This window comes from Pseudomonas sp. LM13, assembly GCF_041381355.1.
GTDB lineage: Bacteria > Pseudomonadota > Gammaproteobacteria > Pseudomonadales > Pseudomonadaceae > Stutzerimonas > Stutzerimonas frequens.
In genome coordinates, this window is sequence record NZ_JACBXH010000021.1 from 57,186 (window position 1) to 78,141 (window position 20,956).

Annotated in this window: 15 protein-coding genes; 6 read left to right on the plus strand and 9 right to left on the minus strand. The window is 65.2% G+C overall.

Features of this window, described 5'->3' with window-relative positions:
• The first annotated feature begins 15 nt into the window (after nucleotides 1–15).
• The 4 genes from HZR81_RS14315 to HZR81_RS14330 all read left to right on the plus strand — a co-directional run bounded on the left by HZR81_RS14315 (nucleotide 16) and on the right by HZR81_RS14330 (nucleotide 4,271).
• Nucleotides 16–831: an alpha/beta fold hydrolase gene (locus HZR81_RS14315; protein WP_156243480.1), complete on the plus strand. Its 816-nt coding sequence runs from the start codon at nucleotides 16–18 to the stop codon at nucleotides 829–831.
• Nucleotides 832–1,013: 182 nt separating this feature from the next.
• Complete coding sequence (locus tag HZR81_RS14320) at nucleotides 1,014–1,790, plus strand: PP2C family protein-serine/threonine phosphatase (RefSeq protein ID WP_500128511.1); 777 nt, start codon at nucleotides 1,014–1,016, stop codon at nucleotides 1,788–1,790.
• Between the two features lie 18 nt (nucleotides 1,791–1,808).
• Nucleotides 1,809–3,365, plus strand: coding sequence for a protein kinase domain-containing protein (locus HZR81_RS14325; protein WP_500128512.1), 1,557 nt, complete (start codon nucleotides 1,809–1,811; stop codon nucleotides 3,363–3,365).
• Between the two features lie 57 nt (nucleotides 3,366–3,422).
• Nucleotides 3,423–4,271: an FHA domain-containing protein gene (locus HZR81_RS14330; protein ID WP_500128513.1), complete on the plus strand. Its 849-nt coding sequence runs from the start codon at nucleotides 3,423–3,425 to the stop codon at nucleotides 4,269–4,271.
• 35 nt (nucleotides 4,272–4,306) lie between these two features.
• Here HZR81_RS14330 and HZR81_RS14335 read toward each other — a convergent pair whose 3' ends face one another.
• From HZR81_RS14335 to fadD2, 9 genes are all read right to left on the minus strand, one after another.
• Nucleotides 4,307–4,627: a hypothetical protein gene (locus HZR81_RS14335; RefSeq protein ID WP_500128514.1), complete on the minus strand. Its 321-nt coding sequence runs from the start codon at nucleotides 4,625–4,627 to the stop codon at nucleotides 4,307–4,309.
• The gene (locus tag HZR81_RS14340; protein WP_500128515.1) at nucleotides 4,603–5,067 is read right to left on the minus strand and encodes an ion channel; all 465 of its coding nucleotides are present in this window, start codon (nucleotides 5,065–5,067) and stop codon (nucleotides 4,603–4,605) included. The genes HZR81_RS14335 and HZR81_RS14340 overlap by 25 nt, the downstream gene beginning before the upstream one ends.
• Before the next feature lie 118 nt (nucleotides 5,068–5,185).
• On the minus strand, nucleotides 5,186–6,097 hold the full coding sequence (gene rarD, locus HZR81_RS14345; protein ID WP_500128516.1) for an EamA family transporter RarD: 912 nt from the start codon (nucleotides 6,095–6,097) through the stop codon (nucleotides 5,186–5,188).
• 32 nt (nucleotides 6,098–6,129) lie between these two features.
• Nucleotides 6,130–10,206: an ATP-dependent RNA helicase HrpA gene (gene hrpA / locus HZR81_RS14350; RefSeq protein ID WP_500128517.1), complete on the minus strand. Its 4,077-nt coding sequence runs from the start codon at nucleotides 10,204–10,206 to the stop codon at nucleotides 6,130–6,132.
• 113 nt (nucleotides 10,207–10,319) lie between these two features.
• Entirely contained in the window at nucleotides 10,320–11,924 is a 1,605-nt protein-coding gene (locus HZR81_RS14355) for a M28 family metallopeptidase (RefSeq protein WP_500128518.1), read from the minus strand.
• A gap of 241 nt (nucleotides 11,925–12,165) precedes the next feature.
• Nucleotides 12,166–13,851 (minus strand): methyl-accepting chemotaxis protein CtpM, encoded by a 1,686-nt coding sequence (ctpM, locus tag HZR81_RS14360; RefSeq protein WP_063542603.1) that lies wholly within the window; start codon nucleotides 13,849–13,851, stop codon nucleotides 12,166–12,168.
• Nucleotides 13,852–14,035: 184 nt separating this feature from the next.
• Nucleotides 14,036–15,721, minus strand: coding sequence for a methyl-accepting chemotaxis protein CtpM (gene ctpM, locus HZR81_RS14365; RefSeq protein ID WP_500128519.1), 1,686 nt, complete (start codon nucleotides 15,719–15,721; stop codon nucleotides 14,036–14,038).
• Between the two features lie 173 nt (nucleotides 15,722–15,894).
• Nucleotides 15,895–17,586 carry a long-chain-fatty-acid--CoA ligase FadD1 gene (gene fadD1, locus HZR81_RS14370; protein ID WP_500128520.1) on the minus strand — a complete coding sequence of 564 codons (1,692 nt, stop codon included), beginning with the start codon at nucleotides 17,584–17,586 and terminating at the stop codon, nucleotides 15,895–15,897.
• Between the two features lie 223 nt (nucleotides 17,587–17,809).
• Entirely contained in the window at nucleotides 17,810–19,498 is a 1,689-nt protein-coding gene (gene fadD2, locus HZR81_RS14375) for a long-chain-fatty-acid--CoA ligase FadD2 (RefSeq protein ID WP_110776251.1), read from the minus strand.
• A gap of 274 nt (nucleotides 19,499–19,772) precedes the next feature.
• On the opposite strand from fadD2, the gene HZR81_RS14380 reads away from it, so the two are divergent.
• Both HZR81_RS14380 and HZR81_RS14385 read left to right on the plus strand, forming a co-directional pair.
• Nucleotides 19,773–20,243: a MaoC family dehydratase gene (locus HZR81_RS14380; RefSeq protein WP_500128521.1), complete on the plus strand. Its 471-nt coding sequence runs from the start codon at nucleotides 19,773–19,775 to the stop codon at nucleotides 20,241–20,243.
• Between the two features lie 229 nt (nucleotides 20,244–20,472).
• Nucleotides 20,473–20,956 (plus strand): pullulanase-associated domain-containing protein (locus tag HZR81_RS14385; protein ID WP_500128522.1); only part of this gene is annotated, 484 nt, incomplete at its 3' end.

Consider the following 20,956-nt stretch of genomic DNA (forward strand, 5'->3'; position numbering starts at 1 on the left):
CGCCAGGAGCGCCCGATGACCCTCAGCACCAAGCTCGGCAACAGCCCGACCGATCTATGGCTGGAGGGCTCCGGGGGACGGCTGTTCATTCGAAGTTGGTTTCCCGATGCCGATGCGTTGCGCCCGAACCGCGCCCCGATCCTGCTGTTGCACGAATCGCTCGGCTGCATCGAGCAGTGGCGGGACTTTCCGGCCGCCCTCAGTCAGGCCACTGGACGAACAGTGGTGGCCTATGACCGCCTCGGTTATGGTCGCTCCGATCGCCTGACTGCGCCGCCTGTAGCGAGCTTCGTCGAGGACGAGGCCAGCACCGGCTTCGCCGCAGTACGCGAGCACCTGGGTATCGATCACTTCGTGGTGGTCGGCCACAGCGTTGGGGGCAGCATGGCAGTGCATTGTGCCGCGCGATTTGCCGAGGCCTGCCAGGCGCTGATCACCCTGTCCGCGGTGACCTTCGTCGAGTCGCAGACGCTGGACGGCATCCGTCAGGCCAGGAACTGGTTCGCCGACCCCACCCAACGCGAGCGTCTGCGCCGCTACCACGGCGAGCGCAGCGACTGGGTACTGAGCGCCTGGATCGACACCTGGCTCGCCCCGAACTTCAGCAACTGGACACTGGAAGCGGCACTGCCGGCCGTGCGTTGCCCGACGCTGGCCATCCATGGCGAAGGCGACGAGTTCGGCTCGGCGAGACATCCACAGCTGGTCGCCCGCCACGCCGGCGGGCCGGTGGAACAGGTGCTGCTGGCGGGCGTCGGTCATGTGCCGCACCGCGAGCAACCGGAGCAAGTGCTGGCACGCATCGCACAGTTCCTGCGGCCGGTCAGCTAGTGCATGCATGCGAGCGCAGGCCAAGCGCATCAAAGCGGCCTGCTGCCGGTCCGGGCGCGTTCGATTGCTTCGCCCCTGTGCGCGAGTTAACAGTGTTGCGCTTGCCTCGGTACCAGCCGATGACAGTACCCGAGGCCCAACGCATCATGCTCGCTCGATGTCATGCCGCAGCGGGTCAACGCATGCAACCTACCCTCACCGACTCCTTGCTGGACCACGCCGGAATCAGCTCGCCCGGGCGCAGGCGCAGCCACAATGAAGATGCTCTGCTTTGCGCGCCGGCGCTGGGCCTCTGGGCGATCGCCGACGGCATGGGCGGGCACCAGTGCGGTGAGGTCGCCAGCAGCGTGGCGCTGGAGGCACTGCAGCGGGCCATTGAAGCCGGCGAGCCGCTGGAACCGGCGGTCCACCTGGCCAATCAGGCCGTACTGGACGCCGCCGGCGACGACGGCATGGGCACCACACTGGTGGCAGCGCAGTTCCATGGCGTCGATTTCGAGCTGGCCTGGGTCGGTGACAGCCGGGCCTATCTGGTCAGCGCCACCGGCATCGAGCAGCTCACCCGCGACCACAGCTGGGTACAGATGATGATCGACGCCGGCGAGCTGAAGCCTGCCGAGGCCGAGGGCCACGCCTGGCGCAACATCATCCTGCACTGCCTGGGACGCGAGGAGCCGCTGGAGATCGGCTTCACCTGTGGCACGCTGAAGCCCGACGAGCTGCTGCTGCTGTGCAGCGACGGCCTGACCAACGAACTGACCGATGCGCAGATCCAGGCCAGCTGCACCTTCGCCGACACGCTCGAGAATCTGGTGGAACAGCTGATCGCCCAGGCCAACGAACATGGCGGGCGGGACAATATTTCCTGCATCGTGATCGGCCGTACCGCAACACCGCCGGCGGCCGAGTCGCGCGGGCGCCGCTTCATCAACATGCTGTTGAAACCCCTCAAGTCGTAACCAGGCACGAGCTTTTCCATGACGCATCGGATGCTAGAAATTCCCGGCTATCGCCTGCACAAACGACTCGGCAAGGGCGGCATGGCCGAGGTCTACCTCGCCACCCAGCTGTCCCTGGATCGCGAGGTGGCAGTCAAGGTGCTGCTGCGCACCGAGGATGCCGCCTTTACCGAACGCTTCATCCAGGAAGGCCATATCGTCGCCTCGCTGCGCCATCCGGCCATCATCACCATCCACGACATCGGCCAGATCGCCGATGGCCGCCACTATCTGGCCATGGAATACCTCGGCGGCGGCGATCTGGCGCAGCATCGCGGCATCGTCTTTTCGCCGGCCCGGGCTCTGGACATCATTCGCCAGCTGGCCGGCGGCCTCGCGGTGGTGCATGACGGCGGCCTGGTCCACCGCGACGTGAAGCCGGCCAACATTCTCTTTCGCGACGATGGCAGCGTGGTGCTCACCGACTTCGGCGTGGCCAAGGCGGTGGAACTGGACAACGAACTCACGCATTTCGGTATCGCTGTCGGCAGTCCGGCCTACAGCAGCCCGGAGCAGGCCCAGTGCCAGCCGCTGGATGCCCGCAGCGATATCTACAGCCTCGGCGTGATCCTCGCCGAGATGCTCACCGGGACCAACCCGTTCCGCGCCAGCAGCTATCCGCAAACCGTGCTCAACCACGTGCAGATGCCCCTGCCGCAGTTGCCGCCGGCACTGGCGGGCTACCAGCCGCTGCTCGATCGCATGCTGGCCAAGCTACCGGACGAGCGCTTCGCCAGCTGTCGCGAACTGCTGGCCGCCATCGACACCCTCACCGAACCGGACATGGACCAGACGCGCATCGCGCCGGCCGTCATCATCGAACCCAAGCCCAGTCGCCGTCGCCGGCGGAGCGGGCGCGGCCTCGGCCGCTGGGCGGCGATCAGCGCAGCCGTGGTGGCCACGGTGGCCGTGCTCGGCTTCGGTGGTTACCAGTGGTGGCAGTACAGCCGCATCAGCGACTTCCTCGGCCGTGCCGAATCGCGCCTGGCCGTCGGGCAGCTGACCACACCCGCGTTCGACAATGCCGACTACTACTTCCGCCAGGCCCTGCGCCTGGATGCCGATAACCCCGAAGCGCTCGACGGCCTGCGCCGCGTGCTCGATGCGCGCATCGCCGAAGCCCTGGAACGGGCGGCACAGCGACTGGCCAGCGACCAGCTGCTGGAGCCGGCCGAAGACAGCGCCGTGCACTATTACCAGCAGGTGCTCGGCTGGCTGCCGGAGCATCAGGCCGCACGCGAAGGTCTGACACGGGTCAGCGAACGCTATGTCGAACTTGCCGAATCGGCCTACGCACGACGCGAGTTCGCCCTGGCGCTGGAATATATCCAGCAGGGCCTGGAGGCCGCGCCGCAATACGCGCCGCTGCTCGCACTGCACGACGCTCACGCTCAGCGCGTTGCCAAAGCGCGTGCACCACGGCCCAAGCCGCGTACCGCCGCCAGCACCTCGCGCACGGCGCCAACAACCACGCAAAGCTCCCAGGCGCCGGCCAACCCGGTCAAACGCCTGTGGAACCGGATCTTCAACCAGTAATCACGGGCGATCGCTCGGCTCGCGCCCGATCGCCTCTCTGCTCAGGGTGATTCAGAGATGCTCAGGATTCATTTCGTCGACAACCGGCAGAGCCCCATCTGGCTGGCCGATGAACGTTTCACCCTCGGCTCGGACCGCAGCAACAAGCTGGTCGCGAACGATGCCGGGATAGAGCCGTTCCACGCCGAACTGCTGCTGGAACACCGCTTCTGCTACCTCACCGACCTCGGCACGGTGGGCGGCACCTACGTCAACGACGAGAAGGTCGGCGAGCGCTACCAGATTCGCTCCGGTGATCGCCTGCGGCTGGGCACGCTCGAACTGCAGATCGTCGATCCGGCCAAGGCCGGCGCCAAGGTGGCGTCCGCGCCCCGCTGGTTGCTGCAGGTAGTGAAGGGCGAGAACCAGGGCCACAAGTACCACATCACCGGCTCGATGACCTTCGGCCGCTCGGTGAAGTGCGAGCTCTGCTTCAGCGACGCCGAACTGTCGCGCCGCCATGCCGAATTCTTTCTCAAGGGCGACGTGCTGGAGGTGAAGGACCTGGCCTCGGCCAACGGTGTGCTGGTGAACCGGCAGAAGGTCAGCACCGCGGTGCTGCAGCCGGGCGATCAGATCCAGCTGGGCAACACCACCCTGTTGGTGATCGGGCCAAGGGTCAGCGCGCCGGAAGTCGTCGACGAGGACGCCACGGTGTTCGTTCGCGCCGCCGACCTGCCCACGCCTGCGCCCAAACCCGCACGTCCGCGCCCGGCTACACCGAACCCGTTGCATGCCGCCACCACAGCTGCAGCCGTGATACCCGCTGGCGATCCTTCGCGCAGGTCGGGCTGGCGCATCGGCCTGCTGTTCGGGGTGCTGGCAGCAGCGCTCGTCGCAGCCCTCGTGGCGCAAAGGATGTTGTAGTCGTCAGCGTTCGACCACAGCCCTCGGCAAGTTCGTCAGTTTCCGGCCGAGTCGCCATAAACGTCGCGCCAGCTCCAGCCATCCGATTCAAGCAAGGCACTCAGCAGCCTGCGGCGCTCGTCGGGCGCGGCGATGACGACGCGGTCTTCGTCCAGCGGTATGGCTGCGGCCGCCAACGGCGTCAGATCGACATCTCCCTCGCCCACGCTCGGGCGGGCTCGGCCAAGGTAGCTGGCACGTTGCAGCTCCAGGTGCCGAGTCACCGCCGAACCCAGCATCTGCCGTTTGAGCCGATCCTGGGGGATCTCGGCACTGACGCTTTGCAGCAGCCTCAACACCTCATTGAGCGTAACCACCGCCGGCACCAAGTGATGAACGTCAGGCCGCAAAACGCGGCCGCGCTGGTCAGCACACGCCAGCCGTCCGCGGCTGCGGCGTAGTCGCCGATGCCCAGCGTTGAAAGGGTGAAACCGGCGTAGTAGAAGGTTTCCCACAAATCCGCAGGCAGCTTGGTCGCGTCGTCGACAATCGAGCCGGGGTGTGAGGCAAAAAGCAGGAACAGGCTCGCCCAGAGGCCCAGGATCCAGCTCAGCAGCACCGAAAGCACGACGAATTGCCCGGCATACTGCAGCAATCCGGATCGTCCCTGGCGCCCCGCCGCCCTGAAGAAAAGCGCCCATACCGACCGAGTGACAGCGTTGGTGAGCATTCCACCGCCGCGTGTCGAAAGCGTGGTCTTGATGATGTCGGCGGCAATGAGCAGAAACAGCAGGATACCGAGGGTGAATAGCGCCATGAGCTTGAAGCCTTGCTCCTTGATCAGGGTTCACCGATTAGGAAAAGCGCAACGCTCCACAAGTTCACCCGGCGCGCTCCGCGCAAGCAACCCACCCGGACAGCTGGCGGTGCCGGTTTCAGCCAGGCCCTGCGCTGGCCCCACGGCTGCGACGCAAAGCAGCCACGCCCTCGACGACCAGAACGCCGATTGCCGCCCAGATTGCCCCATAGGTCAGCCACTGGCCTGCCACGATGGTCTCGCCAAGCAGCAGCGCCACCACCACCAGCAATACCGGTTCGACGTAGCTGAGCAGGCCGAACAGGGCCAGGTTCAGGTGTTTGCTGGCGACGATCATCAGCGCCAGGGCCAGCGCACTGAGCGCACCGAGACCGGCGATCAGCACCAGCAGCCGCGGGCTGGCGGTCAGCAGCTGCAAGGTGTCACGGTCGGCGACGGCGAACAATGCGGCGACCGGCAGGCTGATCACCAGGTCCAGCCAGAGACCACCAAGATTGGCGGTGCCCATCCTGCGGCGCAGGGCGAAGTAGCACGGATAGCCGAGGGCGACCGCCAGCACCGGCCAGGACAGCGACGCGGCGCCGAGCAGTTCGTTGCCGACGCCGATCGCGGCGAGCAGGCAGGCCAGGCGCTGCAGCCGGCTGATCGCCTCGCCGAACAGCAGCCGCCCGGTGACCACCAGGGTCAGCGGCAGCAGGAAGTAGCCGAGCGAGACGTCCAGGCCGTGGCCGTTGATCGGCGCCCACATGAACAGCCACAGCTGCAGCCCGACCAGCGCCGAGGACAATGGCAGCGCCAGCCACAGCCGCGGCTCAGCGGGCAAGCGTGCAACAATCTGCCGTACCTCGCCCCAGCGGCCGATGGCGAGCAGCAGCAGTGCCAGGCAGGGGGCGGTCAGCAGGATGCGCCAGCCGTAGACCTGCTGGCCGTCCAGCGGCTCGAGCAGCGTGGTGTAGTAGTACAGCGTGGCGAACAGCGCCGAGGCGCCGAGCGAACTGGCCACGCCCGGCAGGCTGTTGTGGCTGTGCATGGCTCGTTCCAGATGAGAGGTCGGCCCTGAACTCAGGGCTCGACCTGGCTCCACTGCTTGTTCAGGCGCTTGTCGGATACCGGCATTTTCGTACCCAGCTGCTGTGCCCAGAGCGAGACGCGATATTCCTCGAGCATCCAGCGATAGAGCGCCAGCTCAGGATCGCGCTTGCCCTCCTGCTGGTGCTTGTGCAGCCGCGCCTGGTATTGCTCCCAGTAGCCGCCCAGCTCGCCGGACCAGACGCGGTCGCGCTGCAGCTGCGCGCCGATCTTCTCGAAGCGTTGCTCGATGGCCTTCAGATAGCGCGGGTATTCCTTTAGCCACTCGGCCGGCGTTTCGCGAACAAAGCCCGGATAGACCAGGTTGCCCAGCTGCGCCTTGATGTCGTTGAGCGCCACCGCCTGGGCCAGATCGATCTTGCCCTTGAAGCGCTTCTGCAGGCCGTGCCAGTGCTTGAGGACTTCCAGCGTCAGACGCGCCAGCCGTTCGGCGTGGGCGGTCCAGTCGCCGCGCTTGCGCTCGGCCAGGGACGCCAGCGCGGCGCCATCACGCGGCAGCTGGGCTTCGCCGTCAAGGATGCAGCTGTCGAGGCTGGCCAGCAGGATGTCCTCGACCAGCGCATCGACCTTGCCCATGTCACGGTAGAGCAGGCCCAGTTCGGTAAGGCCCGGCAGCTTGTGGCGCAGGTACTTGGCGGGTTCCGCCAGCTGTTGCAGCAACAGGCGCTGCAGGGCGCGGCGGTGCTGCCAGTCGGCCTCGGCCTGGGTCGGGAAGCGCGCCTCCTTGACCACCCCGGCCTCCTCGACCAGCGCCGGGTAGACCGTCATCGACAGGCCGGCCATCTTCGCCTGCGCCTTTTCCGCGACCTGGGCAAAACCCTTGGCCTCGACCGGCTTCTGCTCGGCCTTCTGCTGCGGCGGCGCCAGCGCGGCCTGGCTGGCCTCGGCGAAGCGCGCCGTCAGCTCGGCCAGGTCACGGCCTTCGCCGAGGAACTTGCCGCGCGCATCGACCACCTCGATGTTCATCTTCAGGTGGTTTTCCAGCCCGGCAGCGGCCTCGGCCCAGGCCTCGTCCGGCACGCGGGCGCCGGTCATGCGGGTGAGCTCGCGGCCCAGCGCCTCGGACAAGGCGCCTTCGCCAAAGCTGATCTTGGCCAGTGCCGCGCCGACGAAGTCCGGCACCGGCACGAAGTTCTTGCGGATCGCCTTCGGCAGGCCGCGCACCAGCGCGACCGCCTTGGCCTCGATCAGCCCGGGCACCAGCCAGTCGAGCCGTTCGCGCCGCAGTTGCGGCAACAGCGGCGCCGGCACGCGCAGGGTTACGCCGTCGCGCGGGTGGTTGGGTTCGAAGTGGTATTCCAGCGGCAACTGCAGCTCGCCGATGCGCAGGTGGTCCGGATACTGCGCGGCGGTGACCTCGCTGGCCTCGCGGGCGAGCACGTCCTCCTCGCGCATGATCAGGAGCTGCGGGTTCTTCTGGCTCTCGCGCTTGTACCAGTTCTCGAAGCTGGCGGTCTGGTAGATGTCCGCTGGCACACGCGCATCGTAGTAACCGAACAGGGTTTCCTCGTCGGCGAGGATGTCGCGACGCCGCGCCTTGGCCTCAAGCTCGTCCATGCGCTCGAGCAGCTCGCGGTTGGCTGTCAGCGCGCGGGCACGGCTGTTGATCTCGCCACGCACCAGGCCCTCGCGGATGAACAGCTCGCGCGCCGCCGGCGGGTCGATGGGCCCGTAGTGCACCGGGCGGCGGCCAACCACGATCAGGCCGTAGAGCGTCACCTGCTCGTAGGCCACCACCTGGCCGCGCTTCTTCTCCCAATGCGGCTCGAAGTGGTTCTTCTTGACCAGGTGGCCGGCCAGCGGCTCGATCCAGTCCGGTTCGATCTTGGCGACCATACGCGCGAACAGCTTGGTGGTTTCCACGAGTTCCGCGGCCATCAGCCAGTTGGGTTTCTTGCGCCCGATCACGCTGGAAGGATGCACCCAGAAGCGTCGCTGGCGGGCACCGAGGAAGTCGCCCTCCTCGGTCTTGTTGCCGATCTGGCTGAGCAGACCGGCAAGAATCGCCTTGTGCACCGCGGCGTAACCCTTGGCCTTCTGCGCGGCCTCGCTGGCTTCGGCCTGCTGGCGGAGGATGGCGTTGACCTTGTTGTCCTTGGTCGGTGCGGGGGCCTCGGCCGATGGCGCTGCTGCGGTCGTTCCGCGGTCGAGACCGCTGCCACGGGCTTCGCCCTTCTGGGGACGGCCTTGGCCGCGATTATCTGCCGGGGCACCGAGCCTGAGTTCGCGGGCGATCAGCGTCAGCTGGCGATGGGCGTCGCGCCACTCGCGAAGACGCAGGTAGTTGAGGAAGTTCTTTCGGCACCAGCTGCGCAGCGCATTGGAGCCCAGCGCCTGGCGTTGCTCCTCGAAACCGCGCCAGAGGTTGATCAGTGCGGCGAAGTCCGAGTCCGGGTCCTTCCATTGCGCATGGGCCTGGTCGGCAGCCTGCTGGCGGTCGGCCGGACGCTCGCGCACATCCTGCACCGAGAGTGCGCTGGCGACGATCAGCACCTCGGCGAGGCTGCCCTGCTGTGCGGCCTCGAGCAGCATGCGGCCCAGGCGCGGGTCGATCGGCAGGCGTGCCAGCTGGCGGCCCAGCGGGGTCAGCTGGTTCTCGCGGTTGACCGCCGAGAGCTCCTGCAACAGGTTGAAGCCGTCGCTGATGGCCTTGCCATCCGGCGGCTCGATAAAGGGGAAATCCTGGATGTCTCCCAGGCGCAGATGCAGCATCTGCAGGATCACCGCGGCGAGGTTGGTGCGCAGGATCTCCGGATCGGTGAATTCCGGCCGACCGAGGAAATCCTCCTCGCTGTACAGGCGAATGCAGATACCCGGCTCGACTCGCCCGCAACGCCCCTTGCGCTGGTTGGCGCTGGCCTGTGACACCGCCTCGATCGGCAGGCGCTGAACCTTGGCGCGGTAGCTGTAGCGGCTGATGCGCGCGGTGCCCGAATCGATCACATAGCGGATGCCCGGCACCGTCAGCGAGGTTTCCGCCACGTTGGTGGCCAGCACGATCTTGCGCCCCGGGCGCGGCTGGAAGATCTTCTGCTGCTCGGCCGGCGTCAGGCGCGCGTACAGCGGCAGCACCTCGGTGAACTTCAGATTGGCCTTGCGCAGCACCTCGGCGGCGTCGCGAATCTCGCGCTCGCCAGGGAGGAACACCAGCACATCGCCGGGGCGCTGGCCAACGCTGCGCTCGTGGGCGGCGATCTCGTCCAGTGCAGCGAGGATGCCCTGGTCGACGGTGAGGTCGTCCTCGACGCGGTTGCCGTCCTCGTCGATCTCGGCAGCCAGCGGGCGATACCAGGTTTCCACCGGGTAGGTGCGCCCGGACACCTCGACGATGGGTGCACCGTCGAAGTGCTCGGAAAAGCGCTCCAAGTCGATGGTCGCCGAGGTGATGATCACCTTCAGATCCGGCCGGCGCGGCAGCAGCGTCTTCAGGAAGCCCAGCAGGAAGTCGATATTCAGCGAACGCTCGTGGGCTTCGTCGACGATGATCGTGTCGTACTTCTCCAGAAAGCGATCGTGCTGCGTCTCGGCCAGCAGGATGCCGTCGGTCATCAGCTTGATCAGCGTGCGCTCGGTGCTCTGGTCCTCGAAGCGCACCTGATAGCCCACCAGCTCGCCCAGCGGCGCGCCGAGCTCCTCGGCGACGCGGGTAGCGACGCTGCGTGCCGCGAGCCGGCGCGGCTGCGTATGGCCAATCAGCCCGTGTACGCCCCGGCCGATCTCCAGACAGATCTTCGGCAGCTGGGTGGTCTTGCCCGAGCCGGTCTCACCGGCGATCACCAGCACCTGATGCTTTTCCAGTGCGGCCTTGATCTCGTCGCGCTTGGCCGCGATTGGCAGGCTGTCGTCGTAGCGAATGCTCGGCACACTCTGGCGGCGAGCCACAACCTTGGCGGCGGAGGCTTGAAAACGTTCCAGCCACTGGGCCAGTTTGGCCTCGTCCGGCTGCTTTCTCAGCTCGTGCAGCTGCCGGCGCAGGCGGTGGCGATCAGCGAACAGGGCCTGGTCGAGATTCTTCAGCAGGGTATCGATAGCGGGCGTTGCGTCGGTCATGGACAGCCGTGGGGCAATTCGAGAAGGGCGCGATTGTCGCAGATTTGCCCGGCCGGCCGAAGGGAAAGGGTTGTGCAGGACCGCGCCGGCATGCCGGCGCGGTGTTCAGCCGATCAACGGATCCAGTGACCCCAGCGCGACTTCTCCTGCACCTGCTGGATGCGCATGCTGCCAATGCTCTGCTCGGCCGCCGCGGCGATCTCGTCATCGATCATCTCGGTCGACAGCGACAGCCAGCTGGTGGCGAAGGCCAGCGCATCGCCGTGCAACTCCAGCGCCTCAATGGAGATGTTGCCGAGGTCGTCGCATTCGTTGTGATAGCACGGATCGAACGACTGGCCGGCTGCGCCGCCGTAACGCTGCGCCTGCTCCTCGGTCTTGATGTCCTCGGCGCCGGTGAACAGCCCGCCGAAGGCAATGCCGTCCTCGAAGAACTGTGCGTAGTCGGAGCGGAAGTCGATCTCGGTGCCTTCCGACGGCGCATTGCGCAGCTGGAAGTAGGTGCGCAGCAGGCGTTCGATGGCAGCCGAGCCGGGCGGACCCTGCAGGCCGAAATCCGAGCCGTCGCCGTCATAGATGAAGTTGGCGTAGTTCGGCGAGCCGATCATGTCGACGTTCAGGTAGGCCTTGATGCGCTGCTTCTGCTCGTCCGGCAGCTGGTTGACGTAGTAGGTCGAGCCCACCAGCCCCGACTCCTCCGCGCCCCACCAGGCGAAGCGAACCTTGTTCTCCGGCCGTGCCTTGCCCATCAGCAGGGCCATTTCCAGCAGCGCGGCACTGCCCGAGCCGTTGTCGTTGATGCCGGCGCCTTCGAACACCGAATCCAGGTGCGCACCGACCATCACCACATTGCTCGGATCACCCCGCCGCGTTTCGGCCAGCAGGTTGTAGGTCTCGGTCTGCTCGCGCACCACGTCGACATTCATGCTCAGCTGCAGACCCGCGGTCTGCGACCAGGCCACGCCGTTGTCGTAGGTCGAGAACATCACCGGGATGCCGCCGCTGTAGTCCTCGCCCAGGGTGGCGACCAGCAGGCCCTTGCGGTCCTCGGTATCACCCTGGTTGAAGATGATGGCCCCGGCCGCACCGGCAGCCGCGGCATTCGTCGCCTTCTGCCCGAACGCACAGCTGCCACGCTGCATCAACGCGATAGCGCCGGCCGGGAAGCCGGCGAAGTCCTCCGGTTCACAGCCGCTGGTGGAGGTGTTGCCGGCACCGAGCGCCAGGTCCACCGGCACCACCGGTGCGGTGACGTTGCCCGGATCGGTCTGGTCGGCATAGGTGAAATCTTCCTCCCAGACGTACTGCACCGTCTGTGGCGCCACGGCGCTCAGCGTGCCGGGATTCACCGGATAGAAGGCGAGGAACGGAAACGCCTGCACCTCGACGCGATAGCCGGCGCGCTGCAGCCGGCTGCGCACATAGTCGAGGGAGGCCTGGTAGCCCGGCTGGCCGGAGGCGCGATTGCCCCCGTTGAGCGCGGCGATGTCCTGCAGCGCTTCCAGGTGCTTCATGACGTTGCTCGCCTGCATGCAGCGCGGCAGGCCGATCGGCGTGCCAACCAGCAAGGGCGATCGGCACAGCGCCGCATTCGGCTTGGCCGGCGTCCAGAAGTCGTTGAATTGAGCGGTATCGGCCTTCGGCGCGGCAAATGCGGCGCTGCTGGCGATCAATGCGAGAGAAGCAACTACCCGAACAGCATTGTTTTTCTTGTGCATGGGTAACTCATCCTTGCAACGAGATTGATGGGCAGGCCGCCTGGCTTGCGCCATCGTCCCCTACGGCAATCAGCGGACGCGGCCATAGGGAGCTAGACCGGACGGCCACCGTCTCGTTCTGGCGCAACCGCCCGCCGGTACTACCGCTGATCGGGATGAAGGAACTTCGCTGAAGATCCAAGGCGTTCGGCAACGAATGCCGCGCCTTGGCGGCAGGCATTGCGCCTGCCGCCTGGCTGGGTCAGATGCGGAACTGACCCACCAGCTTTTGCAGGCGCTCGGCCAGGCCGTTGAGCTCGCGGGAGGTCTGCGCGCCCTGGGCGGCGTCACTGGCGACGCCATCCACCGCATCGGCAATATGGTGCACGCTGCGGTTAATCTCCTCGGCCACCGCGGTCTGCTCCTCGGCGGCCGCGGCGATCTGCGCGTTCATCGAATTGATGGTGCCGATCAGGGCGGAGATCGCATCCAGCGATTCGCCTGCCTGGTTGGCCTGGTCACGGGTGCTCTCGCCCTTCTCGCCCGCCCGCAGCATGGTGGCGACGGTGTTGGAGGTGGCGCTCTGCAGGCGGTCGATCATGCCCTGGATCTCGCCGGTGCTCTGCTGCGTGCGGCTGGCCAGCGCGCGAACTTCGTCGGCGACCACGGCGAAACCACGCCCGGCCTCACCCGCACGGGCCGCCTCGATGGCCGCATTGAGCGCCAGCAGGTTGGTCTGCTCGGCAATGGCGCGGATCACGTCGAGCACGCCGACGATGCCTTTCACGTCCTGCTGCAGGCCTTCCAGCGACTCGCCGCTGCCGCGCAGCTCGCCCACCAGCTCGTGGATCTGGTGAATGCTCTGGTCCACCACCTGCTTGGCAGCGACACCCTGCTGATCGGTCTCGCGCGCCGCCTCGGCCGCGCGCTGGGCGCTCATCGCCACTTCGTGGGCGGCGGCGGACATCTCGTTGATCGCCGTGGCGACCTGATCGGTCTCGCTGCGCTGATCGGCCATGGCCTGCTCCGAGCGCTGCGCCTGGCTGGCCACCGCACCGACCAGACCGGTCAGCTGGGTGGTGGTGCCGGCCACCTGCTGCACCAGCGAATGGATCTTCTCGACGAAGCGATTGAACGAGGTGGCCAGCTCACCCAGCTCGTCCTGGCTGGTGATCGGCAGGCGCTGGGTCAGGTCGCCGTCACCCTGAGCCATGTCGTCCAGGTTGCGCTTGATCAGCAGCAGCGGCCTGAGCAGGGCGTTGCTCATGAACACGGCGACCAGGGCGATCAGGCCCAGCAGGATCAATGCGGAGACCAGCATGATGGCCACCAGACCGTCGATGCGCTGCTGGAATTCGGCACGGGCGGCCTGGACGTCGCGCTCGACACCATCGAGGTTGAGCGAGGTACCGAAGACCATCTTCCACTTCGGCAGGGACTCGGCGTAACCGACCTTGGGCACCAGCACACTGCTGTCGCCGAGCACGAAGCTGTAGTCGACGTAATGGCTGCCGTCCTGGCCGGCACGAACCAGCTCGCGAATGGCATAGACGCCATTGGGGTCGCGGTAGTCGTAGAAGCTCTGGCCGATCTTGTCCTTGGTGTTGCCTTGCAGGATGCGCACGGCCTGGCTGTCGTAGCCCCAGAAATAGCCGTCCTTGCCATAGGCCAACTTCTCGAGGATGGCCACGGCCTGGTCGCGCGCCTGCATGTCGCCCTCGGCAGAACGCTCGTAGATCGGCCCAATGGCGTTACGGGCTAGCTCGACGTAGTGCTTGAGCTCCGCGCGACGGTCCTGGATGAGGCTGTTGCGGGTGTGTTCTTCCTGCTGTTCGGCGAGGCTCTGCAGCTCGTACACGGCAATGCCGCTGAGCAGGATGGCGAGCAGGAGAATCGGGCCCAGCGCGAGCAGCAGCAACTTCATTCGCAAACGAAGGTTGGAAAGCATTCTGTTAATTCCCGGAGGTGGGTTGAGCAACAAGATATGCGACAAAAATCAGGCGCCAATTAAGCCGCCAATTCACGCAGTACTTTTCGGTTGTCGACCTACGGGGACGTTTCTTTACCTGAAAAACAACGAAACCCTGCCAGGCAGGGTTTCGTGAGGGCCCATTCCAGAGCGGCTGCTTCAGTCAGACCCGGAACTGCCCGACCAATCGCTGCAGCTGCTCGGCCAATCCGTTCAGCTCGCGCGCCGTCTGCGCACCCTGCGCCGCATCGCTGGCCACACCGTCCACCGCATCGGCGATATGGTGCACGCTACGGTTGATCTCCTCGGCGACGGCAGTCTGCTCCTCGGCGGCGGCGGCGATCTGCGCGTTCATCGAGTTGATGGTGCCGATCAGGGCGGAAATCGCATCCAGCGACTCGCCGGCCTGGTTGGCATGATCGCGGGTGCTCTCGCCCGTCTCGCCAGCGCGCAGCATGGTGCTGACCGTGTGCGACGTTGCGCCCTGCAGGCGATCGATCATGTTCTGGATCTCGCCGGTACTCTGCTGGGTGCGACTGGCCAGCGCCCGGACTTCATCGGCGACCACGGCGAAACCGCGTCCGGCCTCGCCGGCACGGGCTGCCTCGATGGCGGCGTTGAGCGCCAGCAGGTTGGTCTGCTCGGCAATGGCGCGGATCACGTCGAGCACGCCGACGATGCCTTTCACGTCCTGCTGCAGGCCTTCCAGCGACTCGCCACTGTCGCGCAGCTCGCCCACCAGTTCATGAATCTGGCGAATGCTCTGGTCCACCACCTGCTTGGCCGCAACGCCTTGCTGATCGGTCTTGCGTGCCGCTTCGGCCGCGCGCTGGGCGCTCATCGCCACTTCATTGGCCGCAGCGGACATCTCGTTGATCGCCGTGGCGACCTGATCGGTCTCGCTGCGCTGGTCGGCCATGGCCTGCTCCGAACGCTGCGCCTGGCTGGCCACGGCCGCGACCAGACCGGTCAGCTGGGTGGTGGTGCCGGCCACCTGCTGTACCAGCGAATGGATCTTCTCGACGAAGCGATTGAACGAGGTGGCCAGCTCACCCAGCTCGTCCTGGCTGGTGATCGGCAGGCGATGCGTCAGGTCACCGTCGCCCTGCGCCATATCGTCGAGGTTCTGCTTGATCTGCAGCAGTGGACGCAGGATGGCATTGCTCATCAGTACCGCGAGCCCGGCCATCAGCACCAGCAGCAGCAACGCGGCGCCGAGCATGATCATCGTCAGGCTGTCGATACGCGCCTGGAAAACCGCACGGGCCTCGACCACATCGCGCTCGACGTCGTCGAGGTTCAGCGACGTGCCGAACGCCAGGTTCCACTTCGGCAGGTATTCGGCGTAACCGACCTTGGGCACCAGCGCATCGCTGCCCGGCACCGCGAAGCTGTAGTCGACGAAATGGCTGCCATTCTGACCGGCCTTGACCAGTTCACGGATGGCATACACGCCATTCGGGTCCTGAAAATCGGCGAAGCTCTCGCCGATGCGCTCGTGGGTGTCACCCTGGAACACGCGCAAGAACTGGCCATCGTAGCCCCAGAAATATCCTTCGCGGCCGTAGGCCAGCCGCTCGAGCAGCGCCACGGCCTCAGCTCGCGCCTGCAGATCGCCCTCGGCCGAGCGCTCGTAGATCGGCGCAATCGCATTGCGTGCCAGTTGCACGTAGTGCTCGAGCTCGGCCCGGCGATCACGAATGAGGCTGGCACGGGTCTGTGCTTCCTGCTGATCGGCCAAGTCCTGCAGCTCGACCACGGCGACGCCGCTGAGCAGGATCGCGAGGAGCAGGATCGGACCAAGGGCAAGCAGCAGCAGTTTCACTCGCAGACGTAGTGACGACAGCATCCGATATTCCCCTACAAACTAAACGGTTAAGTAGGGCTATTGTGCCACCTACTACAGGATGAGAAGAACGCTACCAAGCGCTAACTAAAGCTCTCGAGAGCGCTGCCGATGAAACGCCGTTCGCAAAAACGAAAAAAACCCGCCGAAGCGGGTTCTTTTCACAACAGCTGCGTTTACTGCTTGTGGCCGAGCTTGCGCAGCTCCTCGTCACGCAGCTCGCGGCGCAGGATTTTGCCGACGTTGGTGGTCGGCAGGGTGTCGCGGAACTCCACGTAGCGCGGGCGCTTGTAGCCCGTCAGGTTGTCATGCATGTGCTGCATGACCTGCTCCTTGGTCAGGCTCTCGCCCGGCTTGACCACCACGAACAGCTTGATCGCCTCACCGGATTTCTCGTCCGGGACGCCGATGGCAGCGCACTGCAGCACGCCCGGCAGGCTGGCGAGCACGTCTTCCAGCTCGTTGGGATATACGTTGAAGCCGGACACCAGGATCATGTCCTTCTTGCGGTCGACGATGCGGATGTAGCCGTCTTCCTGGATCACGCCGATGTCGCCGGTCTTAAACCAACCATCCGCGTCGATCACCTCAGCGGTGGCCTCGGGGCGCTGCCAGTAGCCCTTCATCACCTGCGGGCCCTTGATGCACAACTCGCCGATCTCGCCCTGCGGAAGGTCCTGACCATCGTCATTGATGACCTTGAACTGCGTCGAGGGCACCGGAATGCCGATGGAGCCGAGCTGGATGTGCTCGATCGGGTTGACCGAGGCCACCGGGCTGGTCTCGGTCAGGCCGTAGCCTTCGCAGATCGAGCATCCGGTGACCTGCTTCCAGCGCTCGGCCGTGGCCAGCTGCAGCGCCATGCCACCGGAAAGGGTGATCTTCAGCGCCGAGAAATCGAGCTTGCGGAAGTCTTCGCTGTTGCACAGCGCGACGAACAGCGTATTGAGGCCAACGAAGCCGCTGAAGCGGTACTTGGACAGGTCCTTGATCATCGCTGGCAGGTCGCGCGGGTTGGAGATCAGGATGTTGTGGTTGCCGCTGAGCATCATCGCCATGCAGTGAAAGGTGAAGGCGTAGATGTGGTAGAGCGGCAACGGCGCGATCAGCACTTCGCTGCCGTCATTGAGGTTCGAACCCATCAGCGCCTTGCACTGCAACATGTTGGCGACGAGGTTGCGGTGCGTGAGCATGGCGCCCTTGGCCACGCCGGTGGTGCCGCCGGTGTACTGCAGCACGGCCACCTCGTCGCTCTTCGGCGAAGCCTCGCTCACCGCCTTGCCGCGGCCGAGTGCCAGCGCGTCGTTGAGCTTGACCGCTTTCGGCAGGCTGTAGGCCGGCACCATCTTCTTCACGTGCTTGACCACCGCGTTGATCAGCATGCGCTTGAGCGGCGGCAGCATGTCGGCGACTTCGGTGATGACCACGTGTTTGATGCCGGTCTTGGGTAGCACTTCCTCGGCCAGGTGGGCCATGTTGGCCAGGCAGACCAGCGCCTTGGCGCCGGCGTCGTTGAACTGGTGTTCCATCTCCCGCGCGGTGTACAGCGGGTTGGTATTGACCACGATGAGCCCGGCGCGCATGGCACCGAACACCACGATGGGATACTGGATCAGGTTGGGCAGCTGTACGGCGATGCGGTCGCCCGGCTGGAGATCGGTGTTCTGCTGCAGGTAGGCTGCGAAGTCGCCGGACAGCTTGTACAGCTCACCGTAGGTCAGGGTCTTGCCGAGGCTACTGAAGGCCGGCTTGTCCGCGAAACGCTCGCAGGACTGCTTGAGCACAGCCTGAATGTTCTGGTACTCGTTGGGATTGATCTCGCTGGCAACACCAACGGGATACTTATCCTTCCAGAAGTTATCGGTCATGAACCCCACTCCTAAGCAACAGCTTTATTACTGCGCGATGGCAGCTGTTTTGTTGTGATTTGTTAACTTTTGTACCGCTGATCGGGCTAAAAGCGTGCCCGAGGTTAGCAGCTTTGCCGAGGAGCGAACAGAGTCCGGAAACCATTGATTCGACATAAAGTGACCGGAAAATATATCCCGGTCACCTCATCTGTCTCCCGCAACGACAGTGCATCTCGCGTCGTCAGGCGCTTTCGCGCAGCTCCCGACGCAGGATCTTGCCGACCGGGGTCATCGGCAATGCATCCCGGAACACGTAATGCCGTGGCATCTTGTAGCCGGTGAAATTCTCACGGCAGTAAGCCTGTAATTCTTCTTGGGTGAGCGTCGGATCGCTGGGCACGACGAACAGCTTGACCGCCTCGCCGGATTTTTCGTCCGCCACACCGATGGCGGCGCAAGCCGCGACCTTCGGGTGAGCCATCACCACGTCCTCGATCTCGTTGGGGTAGACGTTGAAGCCCGAGACGATGATCAGGTCCTTCTTGCGGTCGACGATGCTGACGAAACCGTCCTGGTCGATCACCGCGATGTCGCCGGTCTTCAGCCAGCCCTCCTCGTCCAGCACCTCGGCAGTCGCTTCGGGACGCTGCCAATAGCCCTTCATCACTTGCGGGCCCTTGACGCACAGCTCGCCACGCTCGCCGAGCGGCAAGGCGTTGCCCTCGTCATCAATGACCTTCACCGTGGTCCCGGGGACCGGCAGCCCGACGGTACCAAGACGGGAGTGCTCACCGTACGGATTCGCGCAAACAACCGGCGAGGTTTCGGTCAGGCCATAGCCTTCGACGACGGTGCAGCCGGTCATGCTCTTCCAGCGCTCGGCGACCGCCGAAACCAGCGCGGTGCCGCCGGAGTTGGTGCCTTTGAGACGGGAGAAGTCGATCTTGTTGAACTGCGGGTGGGCCATCAGCGCGACGAACAAGGTGTTGAGCCCGAGAAAGCCGGAGAACTGCCAGCGCTGCAACTCCTTGACGAAACCGTTGATATCCCGGGGATTGGTGATCAGCACGTTGTGGTTGCCGGTCACCACCATGCACATGCAATTCGCCGTGAAGGCATAGATATGGTAGAGCGGCAGCGGCGCGATCATCACTTCCTGACCCTCACGGATCACCGGATGGCCATGCTCATCCAGCTGCTGCATGTTTGCCCGAACCTGCTGCATGTTCGCCACGAGATTGCCATGAGTGAGCATCGCGCCCTTGGCCACACCCGTGGTACCACCGGTGTACTGCAGCACGGCGACGTGATCGGGCTCCAGGGCTGCCGGCTTGTGGTTGTGGCGGGCCCCGTCACCCAGCACGCTCTTGAAGGAAACGGCTTGCGGCAGGCTGTAATCCGGCACCATCTTCTTCAGGTGCTTGACCGCGGCGTTGACCAGCACACCTTTCAGGGCTGGCAACATGTCGCCGATGCGCACTTCGATCAGGTGCTCGATGGCGGTGTCGGGCAGCACCTCCTGCACGTGGTGGCCGAAGGTATTGAGGTACACCAGCGCCCGCGCGCCGGAATCCTGGAACTGGTGCCGCATCTCCCGCGCGGTGTACAGCGGGTTGGTATTGACCACGATGAGTCCTGCACGCAGCGCGCCGAACACGGCGATGGGGTACTGCAGCAGGTTGGGCATCTGAATGGCGATGCGGTCGCCGGGCTGCAGATCGGTATGGTGCTGCAGCCAGGCGGCAAAAGCGGCGGAGTGGCGCTCCAGATCGGAGTAACTGAGGGTGACACCCATGTTGCTGAATGCAGGGCGGTCCGCGTGAGTCTTGCAGGCACGCTCGAACACTTCGACGACCGAGCGGTAAGCACCTAGATCGATCTCATTGGGCACGCCGGCAGGGCGTTTGTCATTCCAGAATTCAGGCTGCATTGTTATTGGCCTCGTTACCTGAGAGTGTCTGGCCCGCGCGCAGCGGGCTCTGGCGAACTTATCAGGTCGGCATCGCGACGCAACAGCCCAAGCCGCATTAATCACTGCTGTGAATCTTTCGTCACGGCATCGCGCGGCCCGGTGCCGGGACAAGTGCAGCCCGTGCCTCTAGAATGCAGCCCCAGCGCGCCGACACCGGTCATCTGGGATCGCGCGACTCGCTTCGATCCATCGGCCGCAGCATCCGGTGCGCCGACCAGCCTGAGGACATTCCATGAGCACCATCAGCAACACGCCTTACTCCGACCTGGAGGTCGGCCAGCAGGCGAGCTACGAAAAACACGTCGAGGAAAAGGATATCCAGCTGTTCGCCGCGATGTCCGGCGATCGCAACCCGGTGCACCTGGACGCCGAGTTCGCTGCCGACACCCTGTTCAAGGAACGCATCGCCCATGGCATGTTCAGTGGCGCACTGATCAGCGCCGCCGTGGCTTGCACCATGCCGGGCCCGGGCACCATCTATCTCGGCCAGACCATGAAGTTCACCCGTCCGGTGAAAATCGGTGACACGCTGAGCGTGCGCCTGGAAATTCTCGAGAAGCTGCCGAAGAACCGCGTGCGCATCGCCACCCGCGTGTTCAATCAGAACGACGAATTGGTAGTCGACGGCGAAGCCGAAGTGCTTGCGCCGCGCAAGCAGGAAACCGTCGAACTGAAGGAACTGCCGCCGATCACCATCGGCTGAGCACTCCTGCGGTCACTGCCCCGTCGCGCGACGAGGCAATCCGAGGGCGCCTGATGGGCGCCCTCAGCATTTCCAGCCATACCTTTGCGCGGCAAGGGGGGCAAGCAGAACGCTATTACGGCCCTGGCCTACGCCTAAAGCGGATCCCCAGCGGAAGGATGTGCGTCGAATACTCCGCGCCGACCATCCAGCGAGCAGTACAAGAAGAACAACAACGGGACCCTCACCCATGCTCACTCGCTCGATCGCTTATCGGCGCCTGGCGGCGCTCGTCCTCGGCGGCTTGTCGCTGGCCGTGCAACCCACTTCGGCAGCCCCACTCGACCCCGGCCCCGACGAGGCCCTGCTCTACTACCAGCGCGCCGATGGCAACTACAACGGCTGGGGTCCACATCTGTGGAACACCGCCGACTGCAACGGCAGTGCGACCGAAACCAGCTGGGCGCAACCGCTCGCGGCGGCGGAAACCGACCCCGAATACGGCGCGCTCTACCGCATCCCGCTGAGCGCCGAGGCCAGCTGCCTGAACCTGATCATGCACAAGGGCGACGAGAAGGATCTGGGCGGTGGCGACCTGGTCTGGCGCTTCGACGAGCTCGGCCGTCGCGTCTTCACGGTCAGCGGCAACCCGCAACTGTCCAGCACGCCACTAAGCGGCAGCGCCGTGGCGATCAAGGGAGCCCGTGCGCACTGGCTCGATCCGTTCACGCTAG